This window comes from Pelagibius sp., assembly GCF_965227505.1.
Taxonomy (GTDB): Bacteria; Pseudomonadota; Alphaproteobacteria; order Kiloniellales; family Kiloniellaceae; genus Pelagibius.
The window spans coordinates 2,273,581-2,297,868 of sequence record NZ_OZ245757.1 but is presented as its reverse complement, the minus strand read 5'-3'; the positions used below and the strand labels follow the sequence as shown (position 1 = coordinate 2,297,868).

At 67.6% G+C, this 24,288-nt stretch carries 23 protein-coding genes; 19 read left to right on the top strand and 4 right to left on the bottom strand.

The window, feature by feature from the left end; translation table 11 throughout:
* Nucleotides 1-148: 148 nt before the first annotated feature.
* On the bottom strand, nt 149-949 hold the full coding sequence (locus tag ACO06P_RS10865; protein ID WP_420345263.1) for a hypothetical protein: 801 nt from the start codon (nt 947-949) through the stop codon (nt 149-151).
* Nucleotides 950-1,237: 288 nt separating this feature from the next.
* Here ACO06P_RS10865 and ACO06P_RS10860 point away from each other — a divergent pair, with 288 nt between their 5' ends.
* Both ACO06P_RS10860 and ACO06P_RS10855 read left to right on the top strand, forming a co-directional pair.
* Entirely contained in the window at nt 1,238-1,462 is a 225-nt protein-coding gene (locus ACO06P_RS10860; protein WP_420345262.1) for a hypothetical protein, read from the top strand.
* 131 nt (nt 1,463-1,593) lie between these two features.
* Entirely contained in the window at nt 1,594-1,977 is a 384-nt protein-coding gene (locus tag ACO06P_RS10855; protein WP_420345261.1) for a RidA family protein, read from the top strand.
* A gap of 40 nt (nt 1,978-2,017) precedes the next feature.
* Here ACO06P_RS10855 and ACO06P_RS10850 read toward each other — a convergent pair whose 3' ends face one another.
* Both ACO06P_RS10850 and tldD read right to left on the bottom strand, forming a co-directional pair.
* Entirely contained in the window at nt 2,018-3,136 is a 1,119-nt protein-coding gene (locus tag ACO06P_RS10850) for a cyclase family protein (protein ID WP_420345260.1), read from the bottom strand.
* 143 nt (nt 3,137-3,279) lie between these two features.
* Nucleotides 3,280-4,713, bottom strand: a complete 1,434-nt coding sequence (gene tldD / locus ACO06P_RS10845) for a metalloprotease TldD (RefSeq protein ID WP_420345259.1) — start codon at nt 4,711-4,713, stop codon at nt 3,280-3,282.
* 162 nt (nt 4,714-4,875) lie between these two features.
* Between tldD and ACO06P_RS10840 the strand changes: the two genes are divergently transcribed.
* The 16 genes from ACO06P_RS10840 to ACO06P_RS10765 all read left to right on the top strand — a co-directional run bounded on the left by ACO06P_RS10840 (nt 4,876) and on the right by ACO06P_RS10765 (nt 20,760).
* A complete protein-coding gene (locus ACO06P_RS10840) occupies nt 4,876-6,183 on the top strand; it encodes a DUF3422 family protein (protein ID WP_420345258.1) in 1,308 nt (435 codons plus the stop codon).
* A 307-nt stretch (nt 6,184-6,490) separates the two neighbouring features.
* Nucleotides 6,491-7,318: a cytochrome c oxidase subunit II gene (gene coxB, locus ACO06P_RS10835; protein WP_420345257.1), complete on the top strand. Its 828-nt coding sequence runs from the start codon at nt 6,491-6,493 to the stop codon at nt 7,316-7,318.
* A 14-nt stretch (nt 7,319-7,332) separates the two neighbouring features.
* Entirely contained in the window at nt 7,333-8,940 is a 1,608-nt protein-coding gene (ctaD, locus tag ACO06P_RS10830; protein ID WP_420345256.1) for a cytochrome c oxidase subunit I, read from the top strand.
* A 104-nt stretch (nt 8,941-9,044) separates the two neighbouring features.
* Entirely contained in the window at nt 9,045-9,971 is a 927-nt protein-coding gene (locus ACO06P_RS10825; RefSeq protein WP_421935204.1) for a heme o synthase, read from the top strand.
* 5 nt (nt 9,972-9,976) lie between these two features.
* Nucleotides 9,977-10,108: a hypothetical protein gene (locus ACO06P_RS10820; RefSeq protein WP_420345255.1), complete on the top strand. Its 132-nt coding sequence runs from the start codon at nt 9,977-9,979 to the stop codon at nt 10,106-10,108.
* On the top strand, nt 10,108-10,749 hold the full coding sequence (locus tag ACO06P_RS10815) for a cytochrome c oxidase assembly protein (RefSeq protein WP_420345254.1): 642 nt from the start codon (nt 10,108-10,110) through the stop codon (nt 10,747-10,749). Before ACO06P_RS10820 ends, ACO06P_RS10815 begins: the two co-directional genes overlap by 1 nt.
* A gap of 73 nt (nt 10,750-10,822) precedes the next feature.
* A complete protein-coding gene (locus tag ACO06P_RS10810; protein ID WP_420345253.1) occupies nt 10,823-11,641 on the top strand; it encodes a cytochrome c oxidase subunit 3 in 819 nt (272 codons plus the stop codon).
* A 58-nt stretch (nt 11,642-11,699) separates the two neighbouring features.
* A complete protein-coding gene (locus tag ACO06P_RS10805) occupies nt 11,700-12,128 on the top strand; it encodes a DUF983 domain-containing protein (protein WP_420345252.1) in 429 nt (142 codons plus the stop codon).
* Nucleotides 12,121-12,912, top strand: coding sequence for an SURF1 family protein (locus tag ACO06P_RS10800; protein WP_420345251.1), 792 nt, complete (start codon nt 12,121-12,123; stop codon nt 12,910-12,912). The genes ACO06P_RS10805 and ACO06P_RS10800 overlap by 8 nt, the downstream gene beginning before the upstream one ends.
* 85 nt (nt 12,913-12,997) lie before the next feature.
* Nucleotides 12,998-14,488, top strand: coding sequence for a carboxypeptidase M32 (locus ACO06P_RS10795; protein ID WP_420345250.1), 1,491 nt, complete (start codon nt 12,998-13,000; stop codon nt 14,486-14,488).
* Between the two features lie 134 nt (nt 14,489-14,622).
* On the top strand, nt 14,623-14,880 hold the full coding sequence (locus ACO06P_RS10790) for a hypothetical protein (RefSeq protein WP_420345249.1): 258 nt from the start codon (nt 14,623-14,625) through the stop codon (nt 14,878-14,880).
* 525 nt (nt 14,881-15,405) lie between these two features.
* Complete coding sequence (locus ACO06P_RS10785) at nt 15,406-16,140, top strand: hypothetical protein (RefSeq protein WP_420345248.1); 735 nt, start codon at nt 15,406-15,408, stop codon at nt 16,138-16,140.
* Nucleotides 16,141-16,455: 315 nt separating this feature from the next.
* Nucleotides 16,456-17,178 carry a hypothetical protein gene (locus tag ACO06P_RS10780; RefSeq protein ID WP_420345247.1) on the top strand — a complete coding sequence of 241 codons (723 nt, stop codon included), beginning with the start codon at nt 16,456-16,458 and terminating at the stop codon, nt 17,176-17,178.
* A gap of 306 nt (nt 17,179-17,484) precedes the next feature.
* Nucleotides 17,485-18,906 carry a threonine synthase gene (gene thrC / locus ACO06P_RS10775; protein WP_420345246.1) on the top strand — a complete coding sequence of 474 codons (1,422 nt, stop codon included), beginning with the start codon at nt 17,485-17,487 and terminating at the stop codon, nt 18,904-18,906.
* Complete coding sequence (locus tag ACO06P_RS10770; protein WP_420345245.1) at nt 18,903-20,159, top strand: M16 family metallopeptidase; 1,257 nt, start codon at nt 18,903-18,905, stop codon at nt 20,157-20,159. The genes thrC and ACO06P_RS10770 overlap by 4 nt, the downstream gene beginning before the upstream one ends.
* Before the next feature lie 13 nt (nt 20,160-20,172).
* Nucleotides 20,173-20,760 (top strand): GNAT family N-acetyltransferase, encoded by a 588-nt coding sequence (locus ACO06P_RS10765; protein ID WP_420345244.1) that lies wholly within the window; start codon nt 20,173-20,175, stop codon nt 20,758-20,760.
* Between the two features lie 284 nt (nt 20,761-21,044).
* On the opposite strand, the gene ACO06P_RS10760 is transcribed toward ACO06P_RS10765, so the two are convergent.
* Nucleotides 21,045-21,608, bottom strand: coding sequence for a YqgE/AlgH family protein (locus tag ACO06P_RS10760; protein ID WP_420345243.1), 564 nt, complete (start codon nt 21,606-21,608; stop codon nt 21,045-21,047).
* Nucleotides 21,609-21,980: 372 nt separating this feature from the next.
* Between ACO06P_RS10760 and ACO06P_RS10755 the strand changes: the two genes are divergently transcribed.
* Nucleotides 21,981-24,191, top strand: a complete 2,211-nt coding sequence (locus ACO06P_RS10755; protein WP_420345242.1) for a protein-disulfide reductase DsbD family protein — start codon at nt 21,981-21,983, stop codon at nt 24,189-24,191.
* Nucleotides 24,192-24,288 lie beyond the last annotated feature (97 nt).

The window sequence follows — 24,288 nt, the reverse complement described above, 5'->3', positions numbered from 1 at the left end:
CCCCGTTCGGCTTCACCGCCAGTATGCCCCCTGGCACCCTGGGCGCCAAGGGGCGGCGCTGGAACTGCCCCCGAACGCCCCCCGAACGCCCCCCGAGCGCCCCTGGAGCGCCCCGGAGGCGGCCTGGGTACTTCTTTTGATCCACCGGTCAGCCGTCGCCACCCGGCTCGGACGGTGCCGACTGGCGGGCCCGTGCGTCTTGTGCCCGGGCTTCCTTGGCGAGCGCGAGGGCGCGCTTCAGGGCCGGCGGCATGTTCGGCACCGCCGCTTCCTGGGCCGGGGTCAGGCCAAGCTCGCGCAGCCGCGCCTCGGCATCGAGGGCCAGAGCCTCGGCGCGCAGCGCGCGGACCCGGGAGTCGTCGAAGGGGCCGCGGCGAAACCCGCCGGGCCGCGGGCCGAAGAGGGTGGTGCTGCTCAGGCGGCTGCCGCGCACCAGGGGGAGGGTGCGCCCGCGCAGCACACTTGATCCGCCGAAGCTGCGGTCGCGCCGCAGCAGCCCCGACGTCAGGGAGTTTCCGAAGCGGGTCGGCGCCGCCGAACTTCCGAAGCTGCGGTCGCGCTGCAGAAACCTGCTGTTGAAGGAGGAGTTGAAGCCGCGCGGGCCGACCGAGGAGCGGTTGCTGCGGAGGCTGCTCCGAGCACTGCTCCGGGTGCTGCTGCGGGCACTGCGCTTGCTGAAGCCGGCCAGATGCAGGCGCGCCGCGGCGGGCTGGCGGTCCAGGGCGGCTTTGCCCGCCGGCAGGGCGCCGGCGGCGATGCCGCCTGCGGGGGATATGCCCTGGGGGCGATCGAGCGCGCCGTTGAGGGTGCCGTTGAGGGTGCCGGTAAGGGTGCCGTTGAGGGTGATTGGGCTGAGGGCTGCGGCCTCTTGCGCCGCAACCGCCGGCACGGCCAGGGCAAAGGCCAGGACAGCCGCACGCCGGAGACTCTGAACTGATTGAAATCTCATGTCTTTCCTTCCTTTCGCCGTCCCCCGGCTGCTGCTCTTCTCCCCCGTTGTTGACCCCTGTTCTTGACCTGTGGTCGGTCCTCCGTCCTGGCAAGCGAGATGGCGGCCGGGGGCGCTCCGCTCAAGGCACGATTTCGCGAGCGCTGCGTCAGCGCCGGCCCACATTGCCGGCCCGTGTTGTTGGCCCGCGTTGCCGGTTTGCGCTTCGCCCGGCGCTGAGACAGGATAGGGCCCGGCCTGCCGAACACCTTGGACCTCCGACCGGCAGGCGGCTGGGGACGACCGCAAGTGGACTCGAACGACCGAAACCCGAACGACCGGCGCTGGCTGCGGGAGTGGGCGCTGCGCATCGGCGGCACCGCCTACCTGCTTTTCGTCTTTGCCTTTCTCGTCGGGCATCCGCGCCCGGGCAGCATCGACAGCCTGACCCATGCCCTGGGCATGGCCGTCGTCCCCGCCCTGATCGGCACCCTCGCCGCCCTTGCGGTCATGCTTTATCTGCGCCGCCGCTAATGTTTCGCTCCAGCCCGCATTGATCCCCGCCGCCACTAGCCCAAGCCCGGGTTTGTCGCTTAAGCTGCCGGCTGGGGGGCTCAGGGTAGGCGTCGCTTGAGGGGGCGCGGGCCCAAGGAGGAGCAGCAGGCATGCGCATCTTGCACACCCCGGGGGCCATCGCCCCGCCGTTCTCCCGCTACAGTCACGGCGTCGAAGCCAAAGCTGTGAGCCGCTGGCTCTCGATCTCCGGCCAGGTGGGCGTTGCCAGCGACGGCAGGCTGGCGGAGGGGCCGGCCGGCCAGATGGAGCAGGCCTGGCACAACATCTTCGAGGTTCTGGCCTCGGCGCAGATGGCGCCGGAGAACCTCGTAAAGATCACGGCCTTTATCACCAGCCGCGAGGATCTGGGGACCTTCCGCGAGGTGCGCGACCGCCTTTTGGGCGCCGCGCAGCCGGCCTCCAGCCTGGTCATCGTCGCCGGGTTGGCGGACCCGGCCTGGCTGGTGGAGATCGAGGCGCTCGCGGCCGCCTGACGGCGGCGCGCGGGCGGCCTCTGTCGGACGGAAGCGCCGCTCAGGTTACGGCGAGCGGATTGCCCGGGGAGCCGGTCGCCCCTTTGATCGGCAGCGGCGCGAAGACGTAGGCGAACTGCCAGCTGCCGTCGGCCGCCAGGCTTTCGAAATCCAGGTTTTCCTGCAGGTAGATTCCATGGCGGACCAGCATCTCCTGGTGCACCGGAAACGCCAGACCGCTGTCGGGGTTCGGGACCACCTCCACGCCCCAATTGTCGGCGCCCACCAGCGACACCTGCCGTTCGGCAAGATAGCGCGCGACCTCCATGCCGATGCCGGGCGATCCATTGTTGTACCGCGCGTTGTCCTCCTTCCACAGCAGGCCCCAGCCGGTGCGGAACATCACCACGTCGCCCGGCGCAATGGCCTCGGTGGAGAGCCCCTGGCGCTCCAGCGCCGCCTCCAGATCGGCCAGGGTGACTTCCGCGCCTGCCTCCAGCATGCCGCCTCTCAGCCCCATGACGTCGACCAGCAGGCCGGGCGTGAAGAAGGGCCGCACGTTCTCGATGCCCAGCTTCTTGAGGCCATAGGGCGAGGCCGCTTCGGCCATGGTCACGCCGTTGTAGAGCCGCCGTTGGGTCTGCTCGCCCGGCGCGCCGGCCTCAACGCCGATATGGCCGAGCCCGTCGAACTGGGTGCCGACCTGACCGATCTCCGTCGCCAGGAATTCGTCGTTCCAGATGATCTTGTTGTCGCCGAAGGTGCCGCCGGTGGGCATGCCGGGGGTGCGCAGCGCAAAGACCCGCTCGCCGAACAGCGGCATCTCCCGTTCATAGACCCGCCCCAGGCTGTGCACCTTGCCGGTCCTGATCTGTTGGACCGCCGCCAGCGTCTTCTCCGGTGTCATGTGGTTTGACGCGCCGGCCTGATCGTCGGGGCCCCAGCGCGAAGGCCACCACTGCTCGCCGATCGGTGTGTCGGCGGCGCGGCCCGCCTGAGGCGCCGCGATCGCGCCGAAAGCGGCGCCCGCCAGCCCAAGCCCGGTTAATCCAAGCCCTGCCCCCGCCAGAAACCGCCGGCGCTCCGTCGCGATCCCGCCGGACGCGCCATTGCCGGCGCCAACAGTGTTTTTCGCCCCGGCCGCTCGTGCCGGGGACGTCCCATCTCCCTTGGTACCCATACTGGCTTGCCTCGCTTTGCTTTACAGTTGAGCTGTTTCAGCCGGGCAACCCTTTGGCCGTGTCTTTCCTCCTTTCGGCGTGCAGGCCCCCCTTCGCCCCGACCCCTCGGGGCGCGGGAAGATCCTGACCTCTGGTTACCGCTTCAGGCTGCCGTGCCGCCGACGGTGATGGCGTCGATCAGCATGGTCGGTTGCCCAACCCCCACCGGCACCCCCTGGCCTTCCTTGCCGCAGGTGCCGACCCCGTCGTCCAGCTTCATGTCGTTGCCGATCATCTTGACCTTGGTCATGACGTCGGGCCCGTTGCCGATCAGGGTCGCGCCCTTGACCGGTGCGCCCAGCTTGCCGTTCTCGATGAGATAGGCCTCGGTGCAGGAGAACACGAACTTGCCGGAGGTGATATCCACCTGGCCGCCGCCGAAGTTGACCGCGAAGAGGCCGCGGTCGACGGAGGCGAGAACCTCGTCCGGGTCCTTGTCGCCGGCCAGCATGACGGTGTTGGTCATGCGCGGCATGGGAATGTGGGCGTAGCTCTGGCGCCGCCCGTTGCCGGTGGGCGCCATGCCCATCAGGCGGGCGTTCTGGCGGTCCTGCATGTAGCCCTTCAGGATGCCGTCCTCGATCAGCATCGTGGCCTGGCTCGGCGTGCCCTCGTCGTCGATGGTGAGCGAGCCGCGGCGGTCCTGCATGGTGCCGTCGTCCATCACGGTCACGCCGGGCGCGGCGACCCGCTCGCCCAGCAGGCCCGAAAAGGCCGACGTCTTCTTGCGGTTGAAGTCACCCTCCAGGCCGTGGCCCACCGCTTCGTGCAGCAGGATGCCCGGCCAGCCGGAGCCCAGCACCACCGGCATCTCGCCCGCCGGGGTGTCGACGGAGTCCAGGTTCACCAGGGCGCGGCGCAGCGCCTCCTCGACCCCGGCCTGCCAGTAGACCGGGTCGAGCAGCAGGTTGTAGGCCAGGCGTCCGCCGCCGCCGTAGCCGCCCGCTTCCATGCGGTCGCCCTCGCCGACGACCACGGAGATGTTGAGGCGCACCAACGGGCGGATGTCGGCGGCCCGCTCGCCGCCGGCGCGCAGGATCTGAACCGCCTGCCACTCGCCGGCCAGGGAGGCGCTGACCTGTTTCACCCGCGGGTCCTTGGCGCGGGCGAAGGCGTCGATCTCCGCCAGCAGCTTCACCTTGTCCTCGAAGGGAACGGCGGCGATGGGGTTGTCGTCGCGGTAGAGAATGCGGTTGGTGCGGGCCGGACCCTCGGCCATGGTGCCGGAGTGGCCGGACTGCACCGCCCGCACTGTGTCGGCGGCGCGCTTCACCGCGGCCTCGGAAAGCTCGCTGGCGTGGGCGTAGCCCGCGGCCTCGCCCGCGATGGCGCGCAGGCCGAAGCCCTGCGAGGTGTCGAAACTGGCCGACTTCAGCCGGCCGTCGTCGAAGGCCAGGGCCTCGGACTGGCGGTATTCCAGGAACAACTCGCCGTCGTCGGCGCCGGTCAGGGCGTCGTCGACGGCGGCTTCCAGGCGGCTGCGGTCGAGGCCGGCCTTGGTGTAGAAAAGCTCGTCGGTTTCGGCGAGATGTGACATGCAGAGCGCTCCGGGGTCCGCTTGAGGTCTGGCAAAGTGCCGTTAGCTTGCCTCAATATGGGGGCCGGCGGCCAGGATATCATCCCTTGGCCGGGCCGCCGCGGCGCTTCCGGGCGGCGCGCGAGGCGGTTTTGAAGGGGTGACGGAGAGGGGGCAACAGCCGTGATCGACGGAATGCGGGACCACCCGCTGCGCGGAACCTTGAATGCCGAGGTGCATTCGCGGCCCTTCGCCAGCCTGCAGTCGCCGGAGCGGATCACCCATCTGGCGCTGCTCTCCGGGGAGCGCTCCGCGGAGCGCGACCGCCGGCATGTCGCCGGTCTGTGCGAGCGCTACGGCCTCGCCGCGCCGGACGCCGGGGTCAACCATTTCATCGCCGATGTCGGGGGTTTCCGCCTGAAGTGGGAGCGCCACACCGAGTTTTCGACCTACACGTTTTTCCAGAACGGCGCCTTTGAGACCGAGGCCTTCAGCGGGTTTGCCCTCGACCTCGTGCCGCGTGACTGGGTGATCGCTCTCCCCGGCGATCTGCTGGTCGCGGTCCATCTGGATCTGATCGGCCGCGATGCCCCGGCGCCCGACGCGGCGGCGCTGGTGCGCCACTTCGGGCACGACAACATGATCGGCAGCGAGGTCTCCGGCGGCTCCGCCGAGGTCTGGATGGACTTTACCGTTCAGGCCGACGGTTTTGCGCGCATGCTGCTGCGCGACCGGACCCTGCGGCCGCGCCAGGCGGGCCGGCTGGTCCAGCGCCTGCTGGAAATCGAGACCTACCGCATGATGGCGCTGCTGGCGTTTCCGGCTGCCAAGCGCCATGGCGGTGCCTTGGCGGACGCCGGGGAGCGCCTGACCGGGATCACCGGCCGCATGACCGAGATCGAGGGCATGGGCGAGGAGCGCAAGCTGCTCGACGAACTGACCGCCTTTTCCTCCGAGATCGAAGACGTGGCGGCGGCCACCAACTACCGCTTCGGCGCCGCGCGGGCTTACTACGCCCTGGTGCGCCGCCGGGTCGAGGAACTGCGCGAGCAAAGGGTCGAGGGGCTGCAGACCATCGAGGAGTTCGTCGACCGCCGGCTGGCCCCGGCAATGCGCACCTGCGAGGCGGTCTCAGAGCGTCTGGAAACGCTCTCGCGGCGTGTTGCCCGGGCCAGCGAGCTGCTGCGCACCCGGGTCGATATCCAGTTGGAGGCCCAGAACCGGGACCTGCTGGTCTCGATGGATCGCCGCGCCCGCCTGCAGCTGCGCCTGCAGGAGACGGTCGAGGGGCTCTCGGTCGCGGCCATCACCTATTACCTGGCCAGCCTTGTCGGCTATCTGGCCAAGGCCCTGAAGGACGCAGGGCTGCCGGTAAACCCGGCGATCGCGGCGGGGGTCTCGGTTCCGGTGGTCGCTATCCTGGTCTGGCTCGGGGTACGGCGCCTGCGGCGAATCGTCAGCCGCGAACAGGGTGCGGGCGACTCCGGCTGAAACCCTCTGGAAGAGGGCCTGCGGCCGGATTGCGGCATTCGGTCGCACCGGCCACCAAGGGCCGCCACCTGCGCTATCCTGGGACGGTAGCAGGAGAGGGGAAAGGCGGTCTTTCGGCGGCTTTCCCCTTTCTTGCGGAGCAGACTCACATGGGTTAGGTTGCGCGCGCAGTGGCGGATCAGGCACCTCGACAGGGGAATCCCGGCGGATCGCAGTCGATCGACGGGGCTGGAATGGGGGAGATCGCTCTGCCTCGCGGGAAAGATTGGGATGGCTTAATATGACACTGCTGGGACGGTTGAGCCTCATGGCTGCCGCATTCTTGTCGACCCTGGGCGTCGCCCAGGCGTCTGAGCCGCAGAACTACCAGCTTGGCCTTCAGGCCCCTGTCACGCCGGTGGCCGAGCGCATCTCGAGCTTCCATGACATGTTGCTGATCGTGATCACGCTGATCACGCTCTTCGTGCTGGTGTTGCTGCTCTACGTGATGTGGCGCTTCTCGGAGAAGCGCAATCCGAACCCTTCGAAAACCACGCACAACACCACCATCGAGGTGCTGTGGACGGTGGTGCCGATCATCATTCTGGTGGTCATCGCCATCCCCTCCTTCCGGCTGCTGTACTTCGCCGAGACCATCGAGGATGCGGACATCACGGTGAAGGCGATCGGACGGCAGTGGTACTGGTCTTTCGAGTACCCGGACCACGGCAACTTCACCTTCGATGCCTACATGGTGCCGGACGATGAGCTGCAGCCGGGTCAGCCGCGCCTGCTGGCGACGGACAACGCGCTGGTGCTGCCGGTGGATACCAACATCCGCTTCCAGATCACCGCCAGCGACGTGCTGCACAACTTCGCCATGCCGTCCTTCGGCCTGAAGATGGACGCGGTGCCCGGCCGCCTGAACGAGACCTGGGCCTACGTGCCGGCCGAATTCGCCGGCCAGACCTTCTACGGCCAGTGCTCGGAACTCTGTGGCACCGGCCACGCTTACATGCCGATCATGATCCAGATGGTGACGAAAGAAGAGTTCGCCGCCTGGACCGAGCAGGCCCAGCAGGAATTCGGCCGGGTTGACGAACCCGCGCCGGTACGGGTGGCCGATGCCGCCGCAGCCACCCCTGAGTCCGAGTAGAGGAACCCATCGCCATGGCTTACAGCAGCAGCGACGCGCACGATCATCACGACCATAAGCCCGGGTTCTTCATCCGGTGGTTCTGCTCAACCAATCACAAGGACATCGGCACCCTCTACCTGCTCTTCGCGATCGTCGCCGGCATCATCGGCGGCCTGTTCTCGCTGATCATGCGCATGGAGCTGCAGGACCCGGGGGTCCAGTACCTGCTCGCCGACGGCGAACCGGACGGCCAGCTGTGGAACGTGATCATCACCGCCCACGGCCTGATCATGGTGTTCTTCGTGGTCATGCCGGCCCTGATCGGCGGCTTCGGCAACTGGTTCGTGCCGCTGATGATCGGCGCGCCGGACATGGCCTTCCCGCGCATGAACAACATCTCGTTCTGGCTCATCGTGCCCGCCTTCCTGCTGCTGCTGGCTTCGGCCTTCGTCGACTCGGGCGCCGGCACCGGCTGGACGATCTATCCGCCGCTCTCGGGATCTCTCGGCCATGGCGGCATGTCGGTCGACATGGCGATCTTCGCCCTGCATCTGGCGGGAGCGTCTTCGATCCTCGGTGCGGTGAACTTCATCACCACGATCTTCAACATGCGCGCGCCGGGCATGACGCTGCACAAGATGCCGCTGTTCGTCTGGTCGATGCTGATCACCGCCTTCCTGCTGCTGCTGTCGCTGCCGGTGCTGGGCGGTGCCATCACCATGCTGCTGACCGACCGCAACTTCGGCACCACCTTCTTCGATCCGGCCGGCGGCGGTGACCCGATCCTGTTCCAGCATCTGTTCTGGTTCTTCGGTCACCCCGAGGTCTACATCATGATCCTGCCGGCCTTCGGGATCATCAGCCACATCGTCTCGACCTTCTCGCGCAAGCCGGTCTTCGGCTACCTTGGCATGGCCTACGCGATGGTCTCCATCGGCTTCGTCGGCTTCATCGTCTGGGCACACCACATGTACACCGTGGGCCTCGACGTCGACACCAAGGCCTACTTCACGGCGGCCACCATGGTGATCGCGGTGCCCACGGGCGTGAAGATCTTTTCCTGGATCGCCACCATGTGGGGCGGATCGATCCGCTTTACCGTGCCCATGCTCTGGGCCATCGGCTTCATCTTCCTCTTCACCGTGGGCGGCGTGACCGGCGTGGTGCTGGCCAACGCCGGCATGGATATCGCCATGCACGACACCTACTACGTCGTGGCCCACTTCCACTACGTACTCAGCCTTGGCGCCGTCTTCGGCATCTTCGCCGCCTTCTATTACTGGTTCGGCAAGATGAGCGGGCGGGAGTTCCCGGAATGGGCCGGCAAGCTGCATTTCTGGGTCACCTTCGTCGGCGTGAACCTGACCTTCTTCCCGCAGCACTTCCTGGGGCTGGCGGGCATGCCGCGCCGCTACATCGACTACCCCGACGCCTTTGCCGGCTGGAACGCCGTTTCCTCCTACGGGTCCTACATCTCCATCGCGGCGACCCTGTTCTTCGTCGTCATGGCGCTCTACGCCCTGGTGGCCGGGCGGCGTGCCGAGGCCAACCCCTGGGGCGAGGGAGCGACGACGCTGGAGTGGACCGTGTCCTCGCCGCCGCCGTTCCACACCTTCAACGATCTGCCGCAGGTCCGCTGAGGCCGGGGATTTGCCAACGATGACCATGACTTGGCTTTGGGCGACAGAAGGAAAGCTGCGGCGTGAGTGACGCGACGATCGGTATCGCGGCGGGCGGGGCCTCCCTGGCGGAGGCCTCTGCCGTACGCAACGGCCGGGTCTCCGACTATTTCGCGCTTCTGAAACCGCGGGTGATGACGCTGGTGGTGTTCAGCGGCTTCGCCGGTCTCTACGCCGCGCCGGGGGCAATCCACCCCTTCCTGGCCGCGGTGGCGGTGCTCTGCATCGCCGTCGGCGCCGGCGCCGCCGGGGCCATCAACATGTGGTACGAGCGCGACATCGACGCGGTGATGGACCGCACCCGCGGCCGCCCGCTGCCGCGCGGCCGCATCGCCCCGCAGGAGGCCCTGGCCTTCGGCGTCATCCTCAGCCTCCTCTCCGTGATGCTGATGGGCCTGGCCCTCAACTGGGCCGCGGCGGCGCTGCTGGCTCTGGCCAACGCCTTTTACGTTTTCATCTACACCATCTGGCTGAAGCGCCGCACGCCGCAGAACATCGTCATCGGCGGTGCCGCGGGGGCCTTCCCGCCCATGATCGGCTGGGCCGCCGTGACCGGCGGTGTGGACCTGCAGTCCATCGCGCTCTTCGCCCTCATCTTCATGTGGACGCCGACCCACTTCTGGGCGCTGGCGCTCTACCGCCAGATCGACTACGCCAAGGCCAGGGTGCCGATGCTGCCGGTGGTGGCGGGCAAGGCGGCAACCAAGCGGCAGATCCTGCTTTACAGCCTGCTGCTGGCGCCGCTCGGTCTGGCGCCGGCGCTGCTCGGCACCGCCGGGATCATCTACGGGCTGGTGGCCGCGGCCATGGGCGGCTTCTTTGTGTTGCTGGCGCTGCGGGTGCTGCGGGACGAAAGCGACCGCGCGGCCAAGCAGCTCTTCGGTTTCTCGATCCTTTATCTTTTCGTTCTGTTCAGCCTCATCATCGTGGACCGGGCGCCGGGCATGCTGGCGCCGGACCTGTTGCTGGCATCGTCCTGGATTGCGGGATGAGGGTGATGGACGATCAGGATGAGAAGGAGCGCTTGCGCCAGCGGAAGATCAAGAACTGGGCGCTCCTGGCGGTCCTGGTGACCTTTGTGGTCGTGGTTTATTTTGTTTCCCTGATCCGGATGGGCGGAGGCGGCTAATGACCGATAGATCGACTGGCGAAGTGCGGCAGGCGCGCAGCAACGGACGCGTTGCCTTTATCTGCGTCAGTGTTGTGGTTGCAATGATCGGCCTGTCCTACGCCTCGGTCCCGCTCTACGAGCTGTTCTGCCGGGTCACCGGTTTCGGCGGCACCACCCAGGTTGCCGAAGCCATGCCGGAGGAGGTTGGCGAGCGCATGATCACCGTGCGCTTCAACGCCGATATCAGCCCCGACCTGCCCTGGGCCTTCCAGCCAATCGAACGTGAGATGCAGATGCGCGTCGGCGAGGCGGGGCTCGCCTTCTACCGGGCCACCAACCAGGCGGCGGGGACGAACGCCGGCACCGCGACCTTCAACGTCACTCCGCTGAAGGCCGGGCAGTACTTCAACAAGGTCGCCTGCTTCTGCTTTACCGAGCAGCAGCTTTCGTCCGGCGAGTCCATGGACATGGCGGTCAGCTTCTTCGTCGATCCGGCGATCGAGGAAGACCGCAATCTGGATGACGTGAAAACCATCACCCTCTCCTACACCTTTTTCCCCGACCTTGACGCGATGATCGAGGAGCCGATCGGCGATCTGTCACAGGCAGAGCCGGTGCCCGATCGGGGAAATTGGGTGTCGGGGACCTCAGTGAATTGATGGCGGCACAGTTAAATTAGCTGGCAAGAGAGTTGGCAAGAGAACTGCCGGAAGTAATCAAGCGGGGAAGATCATGAGCGCAGGCCACGAACAGAACCATCCGTATCACTTGGTGGACCCCAGCCCCTGGCCGTTTTTCGGGGCCATTGCCGGCGGCGTGCTGGCGACGGGCATGGTGCTGTTCATGCACGACGTCACCCCCTGGCTGCTGCCGCTCGGCGTCGTGCTCGTCGCGGCGACCATGGTCTTCTGGTGGCGGGAAGTGATCAAGGAAGCCACTCACCAGGGCCACCACAACAAGGTTGTGCAGCTCGGCCTGCGCTACGGCATGGTGCTTTTCATCGCCTCGGAGGTGATGTTCTTCGCCGCCTTCTTCTGGGCCTTCTTCGATGCCAGCCTCTTCGCCGGCGAGGCCCAGCAGTTCGAGCGGGTCGAACATACCGGCGGCGTCTGGCCGCCGGTCGGGGTCGAGGTCTTCCCGGCCTTCCACCTGCCGTTCCTCAACACCATGATTCTGCTGCTGTCCGGCTGCACCGTGACCTGGGCGCATCACGCGCTGCTCAACGGCGACCGGCAGGGCCTGCTGCAGGGCCTGGGGGTCACCATCTTCCTGGGCGCCCTCTTCACCGCCGTGCAGATCTACGAGTACGGCCATGCGGCCTTCGGCTTCACCGACGGGATCTACTCCTCGACCTTCTACATGGCGACCGGCTTCCACGGCTTCCACGTGCTGGTCGGCACCATCTTCCTGATCGTCTGCTGGTTCCGCGCCTACCTCGGTCACTTCAAGCCGGACCACCACTTCGGCTTCGAGGCGGCGGCCTGGTACTGGCATTTCGTCGACGTGGTATGGCTGTTCCTCTTCGTCTGCGTCTACTGGTGGGGCGGCTGACCGCGCGCGACGGCCGGGGGCCGACGCCACCTTCCGCACAGGCCTCGGGGGCGCCGTCATGACGGCGCCCCACGACCCCGCAGGCCCACATCAAACGTCGGTATCGAAGACACCCAAGAGCTATCCGCCGCTCTCGCCGTTCCGCACCGGTTTGGCGAGCCGCTGCCCCCGCTGCGGGCAAGGGCGCCTCTTTGCCGGGTTCCTCACCGTTGCCTCCAGCTGTTCGGTCTGCGGCCTGGATCTCAGCAAGCAGGACAGCGGTGACGGTCCCGCGGTCTTCATCATCTTCATCCTCGGCGCCGTCGTCGTACCGCTGGTGTTCTGGGTCGAGTTCACCTACGAGCCGCCGATCTGGCTGCACATGGTGATCTGGGTACCGGTCATCCTGGGCGGCGCGCTTGGCTTGTTGCGGCCGATGAAGGCGGTCATGATCGCCCTTCAGTTCCGCAACAAGGCCAGCGATACGGGAACCGTGGATTATGACTGAGACCTCCCGAGCGCCCCTGGGGCGCCGGCGCTTCCGCCCGACCTTCTGGGCGACCGTCTGCGCCATCCCGGCCCTTGCCATCCTCATTGCCCTCGGCACCTGGCAGGTCCAGCGCCTGCATTGGAAAGAGGGTGAGATCGCCAAGCGGGTCGAACGCTCCCAGGGGCCGGCCATTCCCCTGCCGGCAAGCTTTCCCGACCCCGCCGCCGTGGAATTCACCCGCGTGGGGCTCAGCGGCAGCTTCCTGCACGAACAGGAGTTCTACCTGGGCGCCCGCACCGAGAACGGCCGCGTGGGCCTGAACGTCGTCACCCCCTTCCGGCTCGACGACGGCCGCACGCTGCTGGTGAACCGCGGCTGGGTGCCGCAGGAATACCGCGATCCGGCGACCCGAGGCGAGGGGCAGCTTGCCGGTCCGCTGGCGATCGAGGCGCTGCTGCGCACCGACGGCTGGAAGGGCGTCGAATTCGCCAAACCGCCCAACAAGCCGGAGGAGCGCTTCTACTTCTGGCTCGACCTGCCGGTGATGGCGGCTGATCTGGAAACGGGGGGCATCGGCCAGCCGATCGTCACCGCGGTCTATGCCGATGCCGTCGCCGCCGAGGTTCCGGGCGGACTGCCGATCGGCGGGCAGACCCGCATCGCCCTGAAGAACGACCACCTGGAATACGCGCTCACCTGGTATTCCTTCGCCGTCATCCTGGCGGTGATCTACTTCCTCTTCCACTACCGTCCGGAGCGCGAGGACGGGCAGGACGCTGCGGGGGGCGGCAAGGGCGTCTGAGCGCATTGCCAGGAGCCGGCGGAAACCGCATATCTAAGGTTCATCCGCACCGCCGGGTCCGGAAACTGTCGTTCAGGAGCAGCTCATGACCGCCTACGAAGAACTCTCGCGCAAGTTCAAGCGCCTGCATGCCCTGGGGGAGGCGGCGGGCCTGCTGTCCTGGGACATGTCGACGGTCATGCCCTCCGGCGGCGCCGAGGCGCGCACCGAGCAGCTGGCGACGCTGGACGTGGTCTGTCACGAGATCCTGACCGACGCTTCGCTCGACGAACTCTTCGATCAGGCTTCTGCGGAGGCTAAGGGGCTCTCGCCCTGGGCCCAGGCGAACCTGACGGAGATGCGCCGGCGCTGGCTGCATGCGACGGCGGTGGACAGCGATCTCGTCGAGGCGCTGTCCAAGGCCTGCAAGCGCTGCGAGCTGATCTGGCGCGAGGCGCGGCCGAAGGCCGATTTCGCCGCCGTTCTGCCGTCGCTGAAGGAGGTCCTGAACCTGACGCGGCAGGAAGCGGCCGCCAAGGCCGAACGCTTGGACTGTTCCCTCTATGACGCGCTGTTGGACGCCTACGAGCCGGGCGGCTCGTCGGCCCATATCGATGCCGTCTTTGCCGATCTGGCCGACTTTCTGCCCGGCTTCCTGGAACAGGTGATGGCGCAGCAGGCGGCCAAGCCCGCGCCGATGCCGCTGCCCGGGCCCTTTCCGCGGGAACGGCAGGAGGCGCTGGGCCGCAAGATGATGGCCGCCGTCGGCTTCGACTTCGATCACGGCCGCCTGGACGTCTCCCTGCATCCCTTCTGCGGCGGTGTGCCGGACGACGTGCGCATCACGACGCGCTACGACGAGGACGACTTCATGACCGCGCTGATGGGCGTGCTGCATGAGACCGGCCATGCCATGTACGAGCGCGGCCTGCCCCGGGACTGGCGTCTGCAGCCGGTGGGCGAGGCCCGCGGCATGGCGATGCACGAAAGCCAGTCCCTGATGGTCGAGATGCAGGCCTGCCGCTCGGCCGAGTTCGTCGCCTTCCTGGCGCCCCTGGCGCGCGATGCCTTCGGCGGGCAGGGCGCGGCCTGGGAGGCGGAAAACCTGCTGCGCCACTACAACAAGGTGGCGCCCGGCTTCATCCGCGTCGATGCCGACGAGGTGACCTATCCGGCCCACGTCATCCTGCGCTACCGCCTGGAGAAGGCACTGATCGCCGGCGAGATGGAGCTGGAGGCGCTGCCCGACGCGTGGAACCGGGGCATGCAGGATCTGCTCGGCATCACGCCGCCGGACGATCGCCTGGGCTGCCTGCAGGACATCCACTGGTATGACGGCGCCTGGGGTTACTTCCCGACCTACACGCTGGGGGCGATGACCGCGGCCCAGCTCTTCGCCGCCGCCAAGCAGGCGCTGCCCGAGATCCCGGCGGCGCTGGGGCAGGGCGACTTCTCCCCCCTGATGGGCTGGCTCCGCGAGCATGTGCACGGCCAGGCGTCCTCCGCCAGCGGCGAGGCCATTCTGGAGCAGGCGACCGGCGAGCCCCTCAACCCCGAGGTCTTCAAAGAACACCTGAAGGCACGCTACCTGGCCTGACGCTCTGCAGGGCGCCTGACGTTCTGCGCTGCGCCTGATGCTGCGCAGCGGGGGGCGGCGCCCGCCGGTTGAACCGGCGCCACCGCGCGTCTACATGAAGGGGCGGTGCATTCCGGCAGGAAGGAAGGGCAGGCATGGCCATCGGCGGTCTTGGAGGCGGTATCGGACGGGTCGGCGCCCGCGCGGCGGAGACGGCCGTTGGCCTCGTGCAGGATCTCGCCGGCTCCGGCGTCTATCCCGCAAACGACCAGGCCTTGGCGGCCTATCTCTTCGAGCGCATCGCCCAGGCGGAAAAGGAAACCGCCACCCAGGACCGGCAATACTACCTGGACCTCATGGCGCGCTGCCTTGCAACCGTGCGCGACGCCCGCCCGGGCGCTGCGGCGGACTGACAGCCGCAGCGACGCCGGCCGGTCTGCACAAACTCGGCCTGCGGGCCGAAGTGCCGAACGGCTTCAAAGTGAAGTCGAAAAAGCAGACCTACAGGATCGGCTGCCGGTCTCAGACCCCTCCAACCATGGCCCGCGGCCGCACGGCCTGGCGCAGACCGGCAAGCGGAACGCGGCGCCCGGCTCCGTGTCGACGCGCCGGAGGCTGCCCGATCTCAAGGTCGCCAGGGTGATGACATCCTTCAGACCCTGGGAGCTTCTGGTCCAGGTTCAGAGCAACAGCTTTCTGCAGACCAAGGCGACCCGGCTTCCGGCCAGCTGCAGGCAGGGCGGCACGAGGCTCCGCCGGCACGTTCGGGGCCGTCCCCGGCGGAGGGGGGCGGCTGCGTTAACCGCTACTCTTGGCCAAGATATTGAATTAAATAGATTTTCTTTCGATTTACGAAGCATTTAGCACAGTTTTGAACCATCCCGGAATTCCAGTCGACCCATGGACAACCAAACAAATGGTGCGATTGGAGAAAACCCATGTTTATCAACACGATGACCAAGGGGCTGATGGTGTCCGCAGCGGCGCTGATGCTCGGGTCCAGCCTGGCCGCGGCTGACGACACGGCCTCTGGCAGCCTGATCGGCGATGCCGCCGCCCAGCTTGCCGCGCGCAGCGACGTCTTCCAGGCCACCACCGCGAACCTGGACGTGGTTCCCGCGCAGATGGCCGGTTCCTGTCCCATGGCCTATGCCTTCAACGTGCGGCTCGGCGCCCAGTCCCCGGGCAAGCTGTCCTACAAGATCGTGACCGACGACGGCCGCGAGTCCCAGGTCTTCGAGGCCCGGGCGAACGCCACCGAAGACGGCCTCTTCGCCGCCCAGGCCAGCCACCAGATCGCCCTCGCCAAGAGCGCGCGGACCGATGCCGATGCCTCGATCGTTGTCTTCGATCCGCCGGCCAAGCTGAAGGAGGTCCGTGAGCCGGATTTCTTCGAGCGGCTTTTCGGCACCGGTCCTGCGGCCGAGCAGGACGATCCCCAGGGCCTGCGCAATCTCTCCTTCAAGGTGATGGTCGTGGCTCCGAACGAGGTGGTCTCCGCCTTTGACAACCACACGGTGTCCTGCGAAGACCAGCAGGATACGCGGGTCATCCGCACCGGCTTCGAGGAGCAGCGCGACGACCGTGATCGTGGCGGCCGGGATCCGGGCGATCGGGGCGATCGGGGCGATCGTGACCCCGGTGGCGGACCAAGTGGCCCCGGCGACCTGTAGGACGCGATGGTTGGTCACTTCCGGAACTGGATAAGAACAGACGAGAAGGCCCGCCTGATGGCGGGCCTTCTTTCCCGTCCGTTCCTCAGGAGCAGCAAGGCGCCAATCCGTCTGGGCAGGGCAGATGTCCAGGCCGCTTCCGCAGCAACGCTCTCCGCCGCGGGTCTCGCGGCGTTAACCATGCCGGCAGCCCGTACTGCCGACCCGCCCGGATTGCCTCTACGGACTCCGGGGACTTTGGCGCCGCTCTGAACCACTTCGCGACTCTCGCCGACCCATTGACGAGAGAACACCTCGTGCAAGTGGAGAGACTTCATGCCTGTTAACACCATGACCAGGGGCCTCTTGGTCTCTGCTGCGGCGCTGATGCTTGGGGCCGGCGTTGCCGCCGCTGATGAAGCGGCCTCTGGCAGCCTGATCGGCGATGCCGCCGCCCAGCTTGCCGCGCGCAGCGACGTCTTCCAGGCCACCACCGCGACCCTGGACGTGGTGCCCCTGCAGATGGCCGGTTCCTGTCCCATGGCCTATGCCCTCAACGTGCGCCTCGGCGCCCGGTCTCCGGGCACGCTGTCCTATAAGATCGTGACCGACGACGGCCGCGAGTCGCAGGTTTTCAGGGCTCGGGCGAACGTCACCGACGACGGTCGCTTCGCCGCCATGGCCAGCCACCAGGTCGCCCTCGCCGAAAGCGCGCAGACCGATGCCGACGCCTCCATCGTTGTCTTCGATCCGCCGGAGACGGCGGCCGAGACCCGCGAGCCGGACTTCTTCGAGCGGATCTTCGGGACCGGCCCGGCTGCCGAGCAGGACGATCCCCAGGGCCTGCGCAACCTTGCCTTCAAGGTGATGGTCGTGGCCCCGAACGCGGTGGTCTCCAGCTTCGACAGGCATTCCGCGTCTTGCGAGGAACAGGAAGACCCGCGCAGAATCCGCACCAGCACCGAAGAGCAGCGCGACGATGGCGATCGTGGCCGCGACGATTCCGGCGATCGCGGTGGCCGCGGCGGCGGAGGTGGGACCGCTGCGGGTACGCCCTGACCCCCCCGAACCTCTCAGGGCACCCCTCAGGGCACCGCTCAGGGCACCGCTCAGGGCACCGCTCAGGAAGGAGAGGGGGTCCTGGAACAGGACGAACGCGACGACAAACCGCAGTTCGGCGGTTAACCATGCCCCCGATCCGCAGGGAACTGGCGGGAGAGTGGGCAGCGGAGTGAGCGGGGGAGCCGCGCCTTGCGGGTCCCCCGCAGCGCGTCTAGATTAGCCCTTCTGCCGCTGGGGCTTAGACGGGTCCCGGGGGTTAGTGCGACTGGGGCTTTTGCGACTGGGGCTTACGGACCGCTGGCCATGAAGTACATCTCCACGCGCGGCGCCGCGCCCGCGCTCTCCTTTGACGAAGTTCTGCTCACCGGGCTGGCGCGCGACGGCGGCCTTTACCTGCCGGAGAGTTGGCCGAGCTTCTCGCCCGAAGAGATCCGCAGCCTCGCCGGCAAACCCTACGCCGAGGTCGCCTACGCGGTGATCCGGCCCTTCGTCGGTGACAGCATCGCCGAGGCGGATCTGAAACGCATCCTCAAGGAAACCTATGCCGTCTTCGAACACAGGGCCGTCGCACCCCTGAAACAGCTCGACGAGCGGACCTGGCTGATGGAGCTTTTTCACGGACCCACCCTGGCCTTCAAGGACTACGCCCTGCAGCTTGTCGGGCGGCTTTTCGATCATGTCCTGAAGGCGCGCGGGGAGCGGGTGACGGTGATCGGTGCGACCTCCGGCGACACCGGTTCGGCGGCCATCGAGGCCTGCCGCGACCGCGCCCAGGTCGACATCTTCATGCTCCACCCCAAGGGCCGCACCTCCGAAGTGCAGCGCCGGCAGATGACGACCATCCTGTCGCCCAATGTCCACAACATCGCCCTGGAAGGCACCTTCGACGACTGCCAGGATCAGGTGAAGGCGATGTTCAACGACATGGCTTTCCGCGATGCCATGAATCTCTCGGCGGTGAATTCCATCAACTGGGCGCGGATCATGGCCCAGATCGTCTACTACTTCGTCGCCGCCGTGGCGCTGGGGGCGCCGGACCGCGCGGTGGCCTTCTCCGTGCCGACCGGCAACTTCGGCAACATCTACGCCGCCTACGCCGCCGGGCGCATGGGCCTGCCGGTCAGCCAGCTCATCGTCGGCTCCAACAGCAACGATATCCTGACCCGCTTCTTCAACAGCGGCACCATGGAGATGGCGGCGGTGAGCCCGACGCTTTCGCCCTCCATGGACATTCAGGTCTCCTCCAACTTCGAACGCCTGCTCTTCGACGTGCTGGACCGCGACGGCGACGCGGTCGCCCGGACCCTGCAGGGCTTCCGCCAGAGCGGGCGCTTCGCGGTCACGGCCGAGCAGTTGCAGCGCCTGCGCCGCCTCTTCGACTGCCACCGTCTGGACGACGCCGAGACCCTGGCCGAGATCGCCGCCCGGCACAAGGCAAGTGGCGAGCTTCTGGATCCGCACTCGGCCATCGGCACGGCTGCAGCCGCGGCGGCTCTGCGCGACGACGTGAGCGTCGTCGTTGCCCTGGCCTGTGCGCATCCCGCCAAATTCCCGGATGCCGTCAAAAAGGCCGCCGGCGTTCACCCCGCCCTGCCGCCGCGTCTGGCCGATCTCTATGAGCGCGAGGAACGCTGCACCGTGCTGCCCAACGACCTCTCGGCGCTGCAGCGCTACATCGGCGGCAACCGCCCGCCGGCCGATGCCGATACACGGGGCGCGGCATGAGCGTGGAGGTCACCCGCCTGCCGTCGGGGTTGACCGTCGCCAGCGATGCCATGCCCGGAACGGCGAGCGTCTCTCTGGGCGCCTGGGTCGGCGCCGGCACCCGGCACGAAACGCCCGAGGTGAACGGCATCGCCCATCTGCTGGAACATATGGCGTTCAAGGGCACCGAGCGGCGTTCGGCCCGCGACATCGCCGAGCAGATCGAGGCCGTCGGCGGGCATCTGAACGCCTACACCAGCCGCGAAAACACAGCCTTTTACGCCAAGGTTCTCTCAGAGGATGCCGGGCTGGCGCTGGACATCGTGGCCGACATCCTGCAGCACCCGACCTTCCTCGAGGACGAGTTGGAGCGTGAGCGGGCCGTGGTTCTGCAGGAGATCGGCCAGGCCCTCGACACGCCCGACGACATCGTCTTCGACTACTTTCAGGAAACCGCCTATCCGGCCCAGGCCTTGGGCCGGCCGGTGCTGGGCGAGAGTACGACGGTGGCCGGGCTCAGCCGCGCCGCCCTCTGCGACTATATGCAGAACCACTACGGCCCCGGCCAGATGGTTCTGGCGGCGGCGGGCGATGTCGAGCACGAGCGTTTCGTGACCCAGGTTGCAGAGGCCTTCGGCGATACCGCCTTCACGACCAACGGCGCCACCGACCCGGCGGTCTACAGCGGCGGCGACCGGCGCGAGAACCGCGAGCTGGAGCAGGTGCACCTGCTGCTCGGTTTCGACGCGCCGGGCTACCTCGACGACGACTACTACGCCCTGACCCTGCTTTCGATGCTGTTCGGCGGAGGCATGTCCTCGCGCCTGTTTCAGGAAGTGCGGGAGAAGCGCGGCCTGGTCTACTCCGTCTACTCCTTCCACTCGGCCTTTCAGGACGGCGGCCTCTTCGGCATCTATGCCGGCACCGGCGAGCGCGAGGTTGCCGAGCTGGTCCCGGTGGTCTGCGACGAACTCGCCAAGCTGACCGGTGCGATCGAGGAAGAGGAACTGGACCGCGCGCGTGCCCAGGTGAAGTCCTCGCTGCTGATGAGCCGCGAGAGTTCTTCGGCCCGGGCCGAGCAGCTGGCCCAGCAACTCCTTATCTACGGGCGTGCGCTGCCGGTGTCGGAGGTCCTTGAGAAGATTTCGGCAGTCACCGCGGCGGACCTGCAGGGCGTGGCGGCGAAGCTGTTGGCCTCGGCGCCCACGGTGACGGCCCTCGGCCCCTTGTCGCAGCTGGAATCTGCCGAGCGGCTTTCGGCGCGCTTCGCGTGATCGGGGAGCGGCCATGCTCTTCACGGTGTTTCGCGGCGACGGCCCCCTCTCGGTGCGTCTCGAGGGGCCGCGGGTCTATCTCTGCCCGCCACGCATGGGCGATTGGAAGACCTGGGCCCTGCTGCGCGAGGAAAGCCGAGAGTTTCTGGTTCCCTGGGAACCCACCTGGCCGCACGATGCGCTGACCCGGCAGGCTTTTCGCCGCCGCCTGAAGGCCTATAACCATGAATGGCGCCAGGGCACCGGCTTCAGTTTTCTGGTCTACCGACTCAATGACAGCGGCCTCATGGGCGGCGTGACTCTCTCCAACGTGCGCCGTGGCGTCGCCCAGGCGGCGAGCATGGGTTACTGGATCGGCGAGCGCTTCGCGCGCCAGGGCTATATGACCGAGGCGGTGCTGGCGGTGGTGGAATTCGCTTTCGAAGAGCTCGGCCTGCATCGGATCGAGGCGGCCTGTCTGCCGCACAACGACCCCAGCCGTAGCCTGCTGCTGAAGGTCGGCTTTCGTCAGGAAGGCTATGCCCGCCAGTACCTGCGCATCAACGGAAAGTGGCAGGACCATCTGCTCTTCGAACTGCTGCGCGACGACCCGCGCTTGTGAGTCGATCTCCCGGGCAGCGACTCAATCCAGCCTGTCAGTATCAGGCGGCTCGAAACGGAAAGGATGTCACCCCCACCCCGTCCCTCCCCCATCTAAGGGGGAGGGGGTCCCATTTGCAGGGACCACTCAATCTCTCCTCCCCCCTTGATGGGGGGAGGTCGAGAGGGGGGTGACCTGCGCGTCCGATGTTTGCCCATTCGCATCGGGAGTCTGATCGCAAACAATCTCATCTGCCGCATGCCTCTGCGGCAGTGAGCGAAGTCAGAAGACGTCGGCCGTGACGCTCAGGCGTGCCCGGCCTCGCCGGAGAGCATGGAGATGTCGACGCCGAGCTTGCCGATGGCGCGTTCCCACTTGTTGTCCAGGTCGTTGTCGAAGACCAGCTCTTCGTCCGGCGCCACGTGCAGCCAGCCGTTGGCCTGGATCTCGGAATCGAGCTGCCCCGGCCCCCAGCCGGCATAGCCGAGGGCCAGCAGCCGCCGCCTGGGGCCGGCCCCCGCGGCGATGTCGCGCAGGATGTCGGTGGTCGCGGTGAGCGCGATGGCGTCGTTCACCTGCAGGGTCGAATCCTGGTTGTACTCGCCGGAATGCAGGACGAAGCCGCGCCCCGATTCGACCGGTCCGCCGAAGTGGACGCGAATCTCCTCGTTCAGCCGCGGCGGTTCGATGCCCAGCTGGGCCAGGAGGTCGGTGAAGGTAATCGCCCCGACCAGGCGATTGATCACCAGGCCCATGGCGCCGTCCGGGTGGTGGGCGCAGACGTAGATGACGCTGCGGGCAAAACGGGCATCGCGCATGCTGGGCATGGCGATGAGCAACTGGCCGGTTAGGAATTCTTGGCTGTCCATGAGCTTCGTCGATCCGGCCCCAGGGGCTGTGGCAGGGGACCCGCTGTTCTCCTATCTCCGCCGTTAAGCTCTTGCAATTCTTATCTTAACCTCATTCGGGCCCGGGTCCAAACCCGCGCCCGGACGCCGATGACACGATATTGTGAGCGCGACGACAAGGCCACTGGATATTATGGGCCGGGCCGGCTATATGCCCCAGAGACTTTTGTGGCCGGGCCATTGAGTCCAGGGTGACGATAGCCCGACAATGCGGTCATTCTAGGGCGCAGCCGCGCCTTTTTGGGCCGCCTCGATGGTCGGCAGTGGACCGCCCCGATTGGGGAAGCGACTCCGGCGGAGCGATTTTGGCAGTCTGCGAATGGCAGTGATCGAATGGCTGTGAACCGGCGAAGCCTGCGCGAGCCCGGCAGGAGCACCGGCACGAGCAAAGGGCCGAGGGCCTTTGCCGCCGCTGTGGTGGCTGCGGCAGGGCTTCTGGGCGGCGCCGCCGATGCGCTGGCAGTCGCCAGCGGCTGGGCGGAGGAAGAGCAGGTGCGGGTGCGCTTGGTCTCCGCAGGTCAGACCGTTTCAGGCCCCGAGGCTCTGCTGGGCCTGGAATTCGAGCTGCAGCCCGGCTGGAAGATCTACTGGCGCAGCCCGGGTGATGCCGGTTTTCCGCCCTCGATCGACTGGAGCGGTTCGCAGAACCTGGCGAGCGGCGAGATCGCCTGGCCGGTGCCGTACCGTTTCTCCCTGTTCGGCCTCGAGACCTTCGGCTACGGCGACCGGGTGGTACTGCCGGTTGACGCGGTCGCGGCCGATCCCGGCCAGCCGCTGGTCCTCGCGGCCAGTGTCGACTATCTGATCTGCGAAGAGATCTGCATTCCCTATCAGGCCAACCTCAGCCTCGACCTGCCGGCGGGTCCGGAAAGCCGTGCGCCGGGGGCCTTCATCATCGAAAGCTTCAACCGCCAGGTGCCCGGACGCGGGGCCGAGCGCGGTCTCAGCCTGGAGAGCGCCACGCTGACCGGCAGCCTGGAGGCGCCGGTGCTGCAGGTGAGCGCGCGCTCCGACATTCCCTTCGACGCGCCTGACCTGCTGGTGGAGGGGCCGCCGGGATTCACCTTCGCCAAGCCCGAGGTGGCGCTGTCGGACGACGGCCGCACGGCGACGCTGCGGGTTGCCACCAGCACGCACCTGGAACAGGCGGTGTTGGAAGGCAAGCAACTGACCCTCACCGTCACCGACGGCCTGCGCGGACTGGAGCAGCCGAGCATCGCGCGCTTCGCCACGGCTCCATCCGCTGCCGGCACGGCAGAGAGCATCTTTGCCGACCCCGTGGCGCTTCTGGGCATTCTCGGGCTGGCGCTGCTCGGCGGCCTCATTCTCAATCTGATGCCCTGCGTTCTGCCGGTGCTTTCCATCAAACTGCTGTCGATCGCCGAGCAGGGCGGGAAGGAACGCCGCCAGATCCGCGCCGGTTTCCTGGCCTCGGCGGCGGGGATCCTGTTTTCCTTCCTGGTGCTGGCGACGGGCGCGGTGGCGCTGAAGGCCAGCGGCATGGCGGTCGGCTGGGGCATCCATTTTCAGCAACCGCTCTTCCTCAGTGCGATGGCCCTGGTGATGGCGCTTTTCGCCTACAACCTTCTGGGGCTCTTCGAGGTGCCGCTGCCGGCCTTCCTCGGCAACCTGGGCAGCGGCGGCGGCGCAGACAGCGGTCTGGCCGGGAACTTCGGTACCGGGGCGCTGGCGACCCTTCTGGCGACGCCCTGCTCGGCGCCTTTCCTCGGCACCTCCGTCGGCTTCGCCCTGTCGCGGGGCGCCGTGGAGATTTACCTGATCTTCACCGCCCTCGGCATCGGGCTTGCCTTGCCCTACCTGCTGGTGGCGGCGGCGCCGCGCCTGGTGTCCTGGCTGCCGCGGCCCGGCGGCTGGATGATCACGCTGCGGCGGATCCTCGGGCTCCTGCTCGCCGGCACGGCGGTCTGGCTGCTGTCGGTGCTCGCCGTCCAGGTCGGGATGGCGGCGGCGCTGGTGGCCGGCGGGCTGCTGCTCGGTCTCGGCCTTGTGCTCTGGGCCGGGCCCAATCTCATGCAGAAGCACCGCCTCGCCACGCCGGCGGCGGCCAGCCTGCTGGCGCTGGCCGTTCTGGCGCTGCCCAGCGGCCTTCCCCAAAACCCGGCTCAGACGCGCGCGACTGCGGCGGAAGAGGCCTGGCGCCCCCTGGATCAGGCGGCCATCGCCGAGCTGGTGAATGCCGGTCAGGTGGTCTTCGTCGACGTGACCGCCGACTGGTGCATCACCTGTCAGGTGAACAAGAAGCTGGTGCTGGATACCGAGACGGTCACCGGGCTGCTCGCAGCGCCGGAGGTGGTGCAGATGCGCGGCGACTGGACCCTGCCCAGCGATGAGATCTCCGCCTATCTCGCCGGGTTCCAGCGCTACGGTATTCCCTTCAACGCGGTCTACGGCCCCGGCGCGCCGGAGGGTCTGCCGCTGCCCGAGCTGCTGAGCGTGGAGGCGGTGACCGAAACCCTGAAGGCTGCGGCGGGCAGCGCGACGGCGGGGGCCGCGCCGCAGGCGGGGACCGGCGAAGGCTCCTGACAGCCTGTCCGTCCGTTGCGGCGCCAGCCCCGACGAACCCCCCGGCGAGCCCCCAGCGAACCCCCAGCCGGGCCTTCCCCTTGGAAAGCCCGGCATG